Consider the following 9,979-nt stretch of genomic DNA (forward strand, 5'->3'; position numbering starts at 1 on the left):
CCACAAGGGATTACCTACAGGCTTGAGAGCAGGTTACTTGGTAGTGAATGCCGAGTAGCTGTTCATCAGGTTGCGGTAGTTGGGGATACGCGGCGACAGCAGGTTGGCCAGGCCTTCCATGTCGTTGCGCCAGTCCACTTGCAGCTCGCAGGCCACGGAGAACCAGTTCACCAGTTGGGCGCCGGCGGCGGTCATACGTGCCCAGGCGGCCTGCTGCACGGTTTCGTTGAAGGTGCCGGAAGCATCGGTGACCACGAACACGTCGAAGCCTTCATCGAGGGCGCACAAGGTCGGGAACGCTACGCACACGTCCGTCACCACACCGGCAATGATGATCTGCTTGCGGCCGGTGGCCTTGACGGCTTTGACGAAGTCTTCGTTGTCCCAGGCGTTGATCTGGCCTGGACGCGGGATGTACGGCGCGTCCGGGAACAGTTCTTTCAACTCAGGCACCAGCGGGCCGTTAGGGCCGCTTTCAAAGCTGGTGGTGAGGATGGTCGGCAGGTTGAAGAACTTGGCCACGTCGGCCAGGGCCAGCACGTTGTTCTTGAATTCGTTGGGGGAGAAATCCTGGACCAGGGAAATCAGGCCCGTCTGGTGATCGACCAACAGGACAACGGCATCATCTTTGTTCAAGCGTTTGTAAGTCATGGGTTAACTCCTTTGGGGGTTTAAAAGGCAAAACACGAGCAGCCAAACGCACCCCAGAAACCCTGGAAGTCGCTGACCGGCACACTGGAAAGACGGGCTTTTTCATGGCTGTGGGAATGCACGCCGCAGGGTCCGCTGCATTGGTGAACCTGGGCTTGAAGCGGGGAAGCCGGACGCCAGTGACCCGGCACCTTGACCACCGGCGACCAGTCCGGCAGCACCGGCACACGCGGCGGGGCGAAATCTTCGAAGTCGCCTGCGCCGTACACCACCTTGCCGCCGACGACGGTAAGTACCGACTCGATCCACTTGATGGCTTCTTCGTCGACACTGAAAAAGTCCGCCGACAGCGCGGCGACGTCCGCCAACTGGCCGACCTTGATCTGGCCTTTCTTGCCCTGCTCGGACGAGAACCAGGCGCTGCCGTGGGTGAACAGTTCCAGGGCAGTGAGACGCGGCAGGCCTTCGGCGTGCAGCTCCAGGCCACCAACGGTGCGGCCGCTGACCATCCAATACAACGAAGTCCACGGGTTATAGCTGGACACCCGCGTGGCATCGGTGCCCGCCCCTACCGGCACGCCTTCGGCAAGCATGCGCTTGATCGGCGGCGTGGCTTCGGCGGCCTTGGCGCCGTAGCGCTCGACGAAATACTCACCCTGGAACGCCATGCGGTCCTGGATCGCAATGCCGCCGCCAAGGGCACGCACGCGCTCGATGTTTTTCGGGGTGATGGTTTCGGCGTGGTCGAAGAACCACGGCAGGCCATTGAACGGGATGTCGCGGTTGACCTTTTCGAACACGTCGAGCATGCGCGAGATGGACTCGTCGTAGGTGGCATGCAGGCGGAACGGCCAGCGTTGCTCCACCAAGTGGCGCACCACCGGCTCAAGCTCCTGTTCCATGGTCAGCGGCAGGTCCGGACGCGGCTCCAGGAAGTCTTCGAAATCCGCCGCCGAGAACACCAGCATCTCGCCGGCGCCGTTGTGGCGCAGGTAGTCGTCGCCCTGGTGCAGGGTGACGCTGCCGGTCCAATTCTTGAAGTCGCTGAGTTCTTCCTTGGGCTTCTGGGTGAACAGGTTGTAGGCGATGCGCACCGTCAGCTGTTCATCCTTGGCCAGTTGCTCGATCACCGCGTAGTCATCGGGGTAGTTCTGGAAACCACCGCCGGCGTCGATCGCGCTGGTGAGACCGAGGCGATTGAGTTCACGCATGAACTGGCGCGTGGAGTTGACCTGGTATTCCAACGGCAGTTTCGGGCCCTTGGCCAGGGTCGAATACAGAATCATCGCGTTGGGCCGCGCCACCAGCATGCCGGTGGGGTTGCCCTGGCTGTCGCGTACGATCTCGCCGCCCGGCGGGTTCGGCGTGTCCTTGGTGTAGCCGGCCACGCGCAGGGCGGCGCGGTTAAGCAAGGCGCGGTCGTACAGGTGCAGCACGAACACCGGGGTGTCCGGCGCGGCCTGGTTGAGTTCTTCCAGGGTTGGCATGCGTTTTTCGGCGAACTGGAATTCGTTCCAGCCACCCACCACGCGCACCCATTGCGGCGTCGGCGTGCGGTCGGCCTGGTCCTTGAGCATGCGCAGGGCGTCGGCCAGGGACGGCACGCCTTCCCAGCGCAGTTCGAGGTTGTAGTTCAGTCCGCCACGGATCAGGTGCAGGTGGGAGTCGTTAAGGCCGGGAATCACGGTGCGGCCCTTGAGGTCGATGACCTGGGTGCCGCTGCCACGCAGGGCCATGGCTTCACCGTCGGTGCCGACGGCGACGAAGCGGCCCTGATGGATGGCGACGGCGGTTGCACGTGGGTTTTCCCGGTCCACGGTGTGGAACTGGCCATTGAACAGAATCAGATCGGCGTTCATAGGGTTTCCTTTACAGAGGCTTCAAGCCAGGGGGCGAACAGGCGGGTGGCCGCCGGCATCAGCAGGTACACCACCAGCAGCACGATGGTCAGGGTGACCAGGAAGGTGGCGACCACATAGTTGGAGAGGAACGGGTGCAGACGCAGGATCGGACCCCACACGATGGGCACCAGCAGGGTCAGCGGCAGAATCACAAACAGGGTGACCACCGCCTGTTTCCAGCGCGGCGGCTTGGCGGCGCTGTCGGCCAGGGGCGCGAACCAGAATTCGTTGACCGCACCGATTTCGGTCTTGTCGCCGTCGGCCAGCATCGGCGTGGCTTCGGCGATCAGGGCCTTGCGCTCGGGGGAGTCGAGCCAGGTTTCCAGGTCATCGGTGGAGCGGTAGCGCAACACGCAGGTGAACAGCGCCAGGCTGTTCTGTTTACTGCGTACCACGTCGACACCCAAGTGCCCCGGACGCTCGCCGGCGATGCGCACGATGCGGCGCAGCCAGGCTTCGTACTGGGCTTCCTGGCCTTGCTTGATCAGGTGTTTGACGACCAGGGTGACGACTTCGTCGGGCCCCGTCTGTGGTGCTGGGTCCATGGTGTGCCCCTCTGCCTTGAAATGTCAGCGATGAGGGGAGTGTGCCGGGGATGGGGGTGGGAAAATTGGATGTACGTGCTGTTTAAGTCACCAGCCTTCTTTCAACATGCGCAACTCCAGGTGCTGCAACAGCATGATGGTCTTGCCGTCGGCTATCTCGCCGCTCTGCACCATTGCCAGGGCCTGTTCGAAGCCCAGCTCCAGCACCTCGATATCCTCGCCCTCCTCTTGCAGGCCACCGCCGCTACTCACGCGATCTCCTGGCTGGTATTCGCCGATGAAAAAGTGAATCCGCTCTGTGACCGAGCCAGGGCTCATGAACGCCGCATAGACCTTCTCCACCTGCCCCACGCGGTAGCCGGTCTCTTCCTCGGCCTCCAGGCGAATGCGCTCTTCGGGGCTGGCATTGTCCAGCAGCCCCGCCGCCGCTTCGATCAGGTAACCGTGGTAATCATTGACGAAAGTGGGCATGCGGAATTGGCGAATCAGCAACACGCTACGTTGCGCACGGTTGTACAGCAGGATGGTCGCGCCATTGCCGCGGTCGTAGACCTCGCGGGTCTGGGCTTGCCAACTGCCGTCGCGGCGGCGCAGGTCGAAGCTGTATTTTTTCAGCAGGTACCAGTTGTCCGAGAGAGTCTCTTCGGCGGTGATGCGCACGGGGCTGTTGTCCATGGTCGGTCCTTGGCTCAAAGAAGGAAGCCATTGTCAGCGCTGTAACACTTTGCAAGCAATCGCTATGCACGGCCGTCGAATTAATGCCTGCTTGTGCAGGCCATCTGTTAAAAACGCTGCTTCACCTTTGCCCTGGAACCTTCATGCCCTCTCGTTTTATGTCGCGCCTGAGCCTGCGCTGGTTGCCCATGCTGTGCATGGCGTTGTTGATCATTGGCCTGCCGGTGGGCTGCAGCGTGCTGCAACACAAGGAGCGCGAGCTGGTGTTTCGCATCGAGCCGGGTACCGCCAGTTGGTACGGCGGCTTGCCCAAGGCGGTGCAGGAATTCGAACTCAAGCCTGCCAGTTTCAAGTCGGGGCAGAACATTCATGGCTGGTGGTACCCAGCGGACAAGAAGGACGCGCCCGCGATCCTCTACCTGCACGGCGTGCGCTGGAACCTCACCGGGCAGTTGTTTCGCATCGAGCAACTGCACGCGCTTGGGTACTCGGTATTGGCCATCGACTATCGCGCTTTGGCCAAAGCCACGGTGAGCTGCCGTCGGAAACCACGGTGTACGAAGATGCGCGCATCGCCTGGGAGCGCTTCCAGCTGCTGCAACCTGACCCGAGCAAGCGCCTGATCTACGGGCATTCCCTCGGGGGGCGCTGTCGCCATCGACCTGGCTGCCGAGCTGGGCAGGCAAACGCCACTGCCGGTGCGCGGACTGGTGATCGAATCCACCTTCACCTCCCTCGCAGACGTCGCCACGGCGGTCGCCAACACGTCATTGCCGGTGCGCTGGTTGCTGTCGCAGAAGTTTGATTCCATCGACAAGATTGCCGACATCCATATGCCATTACTGGTGGTGCATGGCCTGGACGACCGCTACGTGCCACCGCGCTTCAGCCAGCAACTGTTTGAAGCCGCCCAGGAGCCCAAGCGGCTGTTGTTGGTGCCGGGCGCCAGCCATAACAACAGCATGAGCCTGGCCGGTCGCAGTTATCGCCAGGCACTCGACAACCTGATGCAGGCCAGGATGCCGCCCCAGGTTGTCACACACTCCACAGGGCGCGACGGCGAGTCATAAAAGCGCTTTTCGGCACTGGGTTCGCGCTTGGCTGTCAAGCGCCAACCCTGCCCATACTGGGCCTCGCTGAAAGTTGATCAAATATTGACCGCGGGCTAAATCGCCATACCCGCTGGGGTCTTGCAAAGTTATCCACAGAGATACCCACGGTTTTCGTGGACAACTCTTTTCGTATTTTTACGATTTATTTGCTCAGGCAATGCGTTCTGGAAAGGTCCCTGGCAGCAAAATCTCACGGTTCACATCGCGTATATCGTTATAGCCACACAGCGCCATCGACACGTCCAATTCACGGGCGATGATGTCAAGGGCCTTGGTTACGCCCGCCTCGCCCATGGCGCCCAAACCATACAAGTGCGGACGGCCGATCATGGTGCCCTTGGCGCCGAGCGCCATCGCCTTGAGGACATCCTGGCCAGAACGAATACCACCATCGAGCCACACCTCGATACGCTCGCCCACCGCGTCGACTATCGCCGGCAACTGGCTGATGCTCGACGGGGCGCCATCCAGCTGACGGCCGCCATGGTTGCTCACCACCAAGGCATCCGCACCCGAATCGGCCGCCAGGCGCGCATCTTCAACATCAAGGATGCCCTTGATGATCAGCTTGCCGCCCCAGCACTTCTTGATCCATTCCACATCGTCCCAGCTCAGGCGGGGGTCAAACTGTTGTGCGGTCCAGGACGACAACGAACTCATGTCCGCCACGCCCTTCACATGCCCGACGATGTTGCCGAAACCGCGGCGCCGAGTACCAAGCATGCCCATCACCCAGCGCGGCTTGGTGGCCATGTTGAGGATATTCGGCAGGGTCAATTTGGGCGGTGCTGACAGGGCATTGATCAAGTCCTTGTGCCGCTGCCCGAGGATCTGCAAGTCGAGGGTCAGCACCAGCGCATCCACACCGGCGGCCTTGGCCCGCTCGATCAGTTGCTCGACAAAGGCGCGGTCGCGCATCACATACAGCTGGAACCAGAACGGCTGGCCCACCTGTTCGGCGATGTCCTCCAGGGAGCAGATGCTCATGGTCGACAAGGTGTAGCGCAGGCCGAATCTGGCGGCAGCACGGGCGGTGAGAATCTCCCCATCGGCATGCTGCATGCCCGCCAGGCCGGTAGGTGCCAGGGCCACGGGCATGGCCATGTCCTGGCCGATCATGGTGGTGCGGATCGAGCGCTCATCGATGTTGCGCGCCACGCGCTGGCGGAACTTGATGGAGGCAAAATCGCTTTCATTGGCGCGGTAGGTGCTCTCAGTCCAGGAGCCGGAATCGGCGTAATCGTAGAACATCCTTGGGACACGTTTTTGCGCAAGCCTGCGTAAATCTTCGATGGTTGTGATCAACGACATCTAGGTCACCTCTCCCTGAACTGAGCTCAGAGAGTAACCGCCCGGCGGTCGCTCAACCAGCCATTGCGTTTATAGGGGCGGGCGATTAATCTCGCATAAACCCGCAAAAAAGCGCACAAACATGCACGACACCCATCACGCCATCGATCTGCCTTCCCTGCGCAAGCAGAAGATTCTGTTGCTGCTGGAACGTGACGGCAAAGTCACCGCCTCGGACTGGTAGAGCACTTTGCCGTGTCCCAGGACACCATCCGCCGCGACCTCGGCGAACTGGCCGCCGCCGGCCTGTTGCAGCGCGTGCACGGCGCGCCCTGCCCCGGCCCAAAGACACGGGCAAAGACTTTTTCACGCGGGTCGGCGAGACCAATGATGCCAAGCGCCAACTCGCGCAATGGGCGGCGGGCCGAGTGGAAGACGGCCAGATTGTGCTGTTCGACTCCGGCTCGACCACGCTGCAGATCGCCCAGTCATTGCCGCGGGCGGTCCACCTGACGGTGTCACGACCTCGCCGATGATCGCCATCGCCTTGGCCGATCATCCCCATGTGAAAGTGATTCTGGCCGGCGGCCAACTCAACCCGGCCACGCTGTCCACCGGTGGGCACGAGGCCGTGCGCCTGATCCAGAGCATCAAGGCCGACCTGTTGTTCACCGGCGTGTGCGCGCTGCATCCACAGGTGGGCATCAGCTCGCTGCATTTTGATGAAGTGGTGGTCAAGCAAGCCTTGCTCGACAGCGCTTCCCAGGTTGTCGCCGTGACCATGGCGGACAAACTCGGTGCGGTGGAGCCGTTTGTGGTGGCGCCCTGCAGTCGGATTCACACGTTGATTACCGAGTGGCACGTGCCAAATGTGGAGGCGTATGAGCAGTTAGGGTTGGAGGTGTTGCGGGTTGAGGTCGAGTAGGTACAGGGCGCCGGCCAGTGCTCACGCGGCAAGCTCCAACCGGCACAACCGACGTACAACGATGCCGTCAAAACAGCACCGCCGCCGCGTCGCGCATGAAAATCTCGATAGTCTTGGGGCCTACGCCATCGAACTCGGCCAGCCGCTTCTCAAATGCCTGGCGGTCGGCGCTGGCGCGGCGGATGTGGGTGATCTTGCCGGCATACTCGGCGTTCAGTTTTGCGCTGAGGTCCAGCAGCCGCTGCGCAGTGGATTCGTCGTAGCGAACGTAATGGGCACGCCCCAGCATTGCCACCAACTCCCGCGACGTACAGTGCTGCAACTTGCGCGCGGTGTCGCGCCCCTGCTCTTCCACAATCTCCCTGTAGGCCTGTGCCGCGATGGGAGCCTGGATGCGTTTGCCCATCAGGAAACTGGCGATAAACCACTTGAACAAGCCGCTGTCATCGTCTGGCTTGAGTTCGATCCCCAATTCAGAGGCGGTAATGGCGCGCGCCATGCTTATTGGCCCGGTTTGCGCTCAGCCTTGACGGCTGGCTCTGTGCATGTGCGGACATCTTGCGAACTGATACGGTCGAGAGTTTTACGAGCGGCCACGGTGTCTCTCCAGGCAATGGCGGGAGTACGAAAAGTCGCCTCCTTTGTGAAGCAGAGCGTTGGGAATTTCGATAGTTCAAGGAAATTACCGCGCAGAAATCGACGCAAAAAAATTTAAACCTTTTGCCCAAGCGCGCCCTCAACAGTCAGGTATCTGCAACGTTGAAAGGGCCAGGAATCCACCGCCCACAACCCTTCTACCCAGGAGACAATCGACCATGAGCGCGCAACTCAACGGCAAGAAAATCCTCATCATCACCTCCAATACCGGTATCGAGCGCGACGAGTTGCTCAAGCCCCTGGATGCACTGCGCGGTCTTGGCGCGACGGTGACCCACGCTTCCAGCAAAGGTGGCACCACCCAGACGTTTGTCGGTGATACCGAAAAGGACAGGACCGTTGAATCCGACGTTCAACTGTCGGATGTCCAGAGCGACGATTTTGATGCGCTGGTGATTCCCGGCGGCACCGTCAACGCCGACACCCTGCGCCAGGACGCAGCGGCACTGCGCTTGATCAAGAGCTTCGCCGACGCCGGCAAGACCATTGCGGCCATCTGTCACGGGCCCTGGACGCTGATCGACGCGGGCGTGATCAAAGGCAAGACCCTGACCTCCTATAAAAGCGTACGCATCGACCTGGAAAACGCCGGCGCCGCCGGTTGGGTCGACGCCGAGGTCAAGCAATGCGACGCCAATGGCTGGACCTTGATCACCTCCCGTACGCCAGACGACTTGCCCGCATTCAGTGAAGCGATTGCCAAGGCGCTGGCCGGCTGATATCCGGCACCTGAACGTAAACAGGCGCCCATGAGGCGCCTGTTTGCTGACTGCCGTCGGCGTCAGCTCCTGCGGTGTTCCGGCATCTCGCGCTTAGGTCCGAGCATCGCCCACGCAATCAGGCCCAGCAACGGCACAAAGATCAGAATCACCAGCCACAACCCCTTGGTCTCCCAGCCACTGGTGCTGCGTAATACGACATTGATCGCCCACAGTTCAAAGAGCAGCAGAATCACCGCCAAACCGATCCAGACATAATGCATTTCCATGATTCACCTCCTGAGGTCTATGGGTTAGGTCAAGCATTCGCCCCAAGGGTTCCATCGAAATTACGCCAGTGCGCTCTCGCCCAATGATTGCGGCACATGTCGAGTCGCCAGCGTCTGTCCGTTGCGCGGATGGCGGCGGGTTTAATGCAACCTGCTCAGAGGCCGACCATGCAAGCTGCACGACAGAGGCTCTTCAAAGTCGATATCAACCTATTGATTCAAATGACTTTTTACTTATCGTCGAGAGTGGTCTGACTTATGCAATTTCCCACCAGACGAAGCGCGCACTTCGACGCGCCCAAATCCTGTCTGTGAGGTTTCATCATGAATGCAATAGACCTGCTTAAAGCCGACCATGAACGTGTCAAAACACTGTTGACCCAACTGAGTGAGTCCACCGAACGCGGGGTTAAAAAACGCACCGACCTGTTGGCTAAACTCGAAATGGAAATCAGCCTGCACACCCGGCTTGAGGAAGAGATTCTGTACCCGGCCTTCCGTAAAGCCGGCGGCAAGGAACAGGACATCATGTACCACGAAGCCAAGGAAGAGCATCGCACCGTCGACTCCCTGGTGCTGCCTGACTTGAAGCAGACGGAACCGTCCACCACCGAGTTTTCCGGTCGGGTGAAGGTGGTCAAGGAGCTGCTGGAACATCACATCGAAGAAGAGGAAACCGAGATGTTTCCTCAAGCGAAAAAACTGCTGGGCAAGGCATTGCTGGAAGAACTGGGTGCACAAATGCAAGCCATGAAGGCCGCGCATAAGAAGGCGACGGCAGGCAAGCCAATGACTGCGTAATGCACCGGTCGGCCCGTGGACACCTCCACGGGTGTGTTCGATGAATCAAGAGGATTGAATCATGACGAATAGACAAGGAATCGTGCTTGCACTCTGCCTGGCAGCCCTGTCAGGCCAACCCGTAACGGCCGCCTTTGGCGACAACCCGACACCTGCCGCCACGGCTGTCGCAGACGACGGCGCTGCAGGGTCGGCACTGCCGCCCGGCACTTACCCGAGCAGCCCGGCCGACAGTGGCAAAAAAAGCCAGGACACCGTCAAACAGCCGGACAAAACCACCAAGCCCGATGCGGGCGGTAAAGACAAAGACCGGCAGCAACCACCACGCACAGGCAGCTGACGTGACCGGCAGCGCCCGATTAGAGGCCCGCGCTTGGTTGCCCGCGCCTTGATGTCGATCAAGCACGGGCAACCAAGCGCTGAAGCCTGCTTCG

Annotated in this window: 10 protein-coding genes and 2 pseudogenes; 5 read left to right on the plus strand and 7 right to left on the minus strand. The window is 60.7% G+C overall.

Annotation, left to right across the window (positions count from 1 at the left end):
* Positions 1-33 precede the first annotated feature (33 nt).
* From ycaC to IQK56_RS30095, 4 genes are all read right to left on the minus strand, one after another.
* Positions 34-651 carry an isochorismate family cysteine hydrolase YcaC gene (ycaC, locus tag IQK56_RS30080; RefSeq protein ID WP_122307591.1) on the minus strand — a complete coding sequence of 206 codons (618 nt, stop codon included), beginning with the start codon at positions 649-651 and terminating at the stop codon, positions 34-36.
* Positions 652-671: 20 nt separating this feature from the next.
* Positions 672-2,510, minus strand: a complete 1,839-nt coding sequence (locus IQK56_RS30085; RefSeq protein WP_150677151.1) for an amidohydrolase — start codon at positions 2,508-2,510, stop codon at positions 672-674.
* On the minus strand, positions 2,507-3,097 hold the full coding sequence (locus IQK56_RS30090) for an antibiotic biosynthesis monooxygenase (protein WP_122307589.1): 591 nt from the start codon (positions 3,095-3,097) through the stop codon (positions 2,507-2,509). The genes IQK56_RS30085 and IQK56_RS30090 overlap by 4 nt, the downstream gene beginning before the upstream one ends.
* 87 nt (positions 3,098-3,184) lie before the next feature.
* Positions 3,185-3,772, minus strand: coding sequence for an NUDIX domain-containing protein (locus IQK56_RS30095; RefSeq protein ID WP_122307588.1), 588 nt, complete (start codon positions 3,770-3,772; stop codon positions 3,185-3,187).
* A 143-nt stretch (positions 3,773-3,915) separates the two neighbouring features.
* Here IQK56_RS30095 and IQK56_RS30100 point away from each other — a divergent pair.
* Positions 3,916-4,842: pseudogene (locus IQK56_RS30100) on the plus strand (alpha/beta hydrolase).
* A 192-nt stretch (positions 4,843-5,034) separates the two neighbouring features.
* Here the strand turns inward: IQK56_RS30100 and IQK56_RS30105 are convergent.
* Positions 5,035-6,195, minus strand: coding sequence for an alpha-hydroxy acid oxidase (locus IQK56_RS30105; RefSeq protein WP_193862104.1), 1,161 nt, complete (start codon positions 6,193-6,195; stop codon positions 5,035-5,037).
* A 121-nt stretch (positions 6,196-6,316) separates the two neighbouring features.
* Between IQK56_RS30105 and IQK56_RS30110 the strand changes: the two are divergent.
* A pseudogene (locus IQK56_RS30110) lies at positions 6,317-7,099 on the plus strand (DeoR/GlpR family DNA-binding transcription regulator).
* A gap of 67 nt (positions 7,100-7,166) precedes the next feature.
* On the opposite strand, the gene IQK56_RS30115 reads toward IQK56_RS30110, so the two are convergent.
* On the minus strand, positions 7,167-7,598 hold the full coding sequence (locus IQK56_RS30115) for a DNA methylase (protein WP_099586892.1): 432 nt from the start codon (positions 7,596-7,598) through the stop codon (positions 7,167-7,169).
* 316 nt (positions 7,599-7,914) lie between these two features.
* On the opposite strand from IQK56_RS30115, the gene IQK56_RS30120 reads away from it, so the two are divergent.
* On the plus strand, positions 7,915-8,475 hold the full coding sequence (locus IQK56_RS30120; RefSeq protein WP_193862103.1) for a type 1 glutamine amidotransferase domain-containing protein: 561 nt from the start codon (positions 7,915-7,917) through the stop codon (positions 8,473-8,475).
* Between the two features lie 62 nt (positions 8,476-8,537).
* Here the strand turns inward: IQK56_RS30120 and IQK56_RS30125 are convergent, their stop codons facing one another.
* On the minus strand, positions 8,538-8,744 hold the full coding sequence (locus IQK56_RS30125; RefSeq protein WP_122305162.1) for a PLD nuclease N-terminal domain-containing protein: 207 nt from the start codon (positions 8,742-8,744) through the stop codon (positions 8,538-8,540).
* 324 nt (positions 8,745-9,068) lie between these two features.
* Between IQK56_RS30125 and IQK56_RS30130 the strand changes: the two genes are divergently transcribed.
* Both IQK56_RS30130 and IQK56_RS30135 read left to right on the plus strand, forming a co-directional pair.
* Complete coding sequence (locus tag IQK56_RS30130) at positions 9,069-9,545, plus strand: hemerythrin domain-containing protein (RefSeq protein ID WP_193862102.1); 477 nt, start codon at positions 9,069-9,071, stop codon at positions 9,543-9,545.
* Positions 9,546-9,606: 61 nt separating this feature from the next.
* Positions 9,607-9,885, plus strand: coding sequence for a hypothetical protein (locus IQK56_RS30135; protein ID WP_193901959.1), 279 nt, complete (start codon positions 9,607-9,609; stop codon positions 9,883-9,885).
* Positions 9,886-9,979 lie beyond the last annotated feature (94 nt).

It is taken from the genome of Pseudomonas cyclaminis, assembly GCF_015163715.1.
Lineage (GTDB): Bacteria > Pseudomonadota > Gammaproteobacteria > Pseudomonadales > Pseudomonadaceae > Aquipseudomonas > Aquipseudomonas cyclaminis.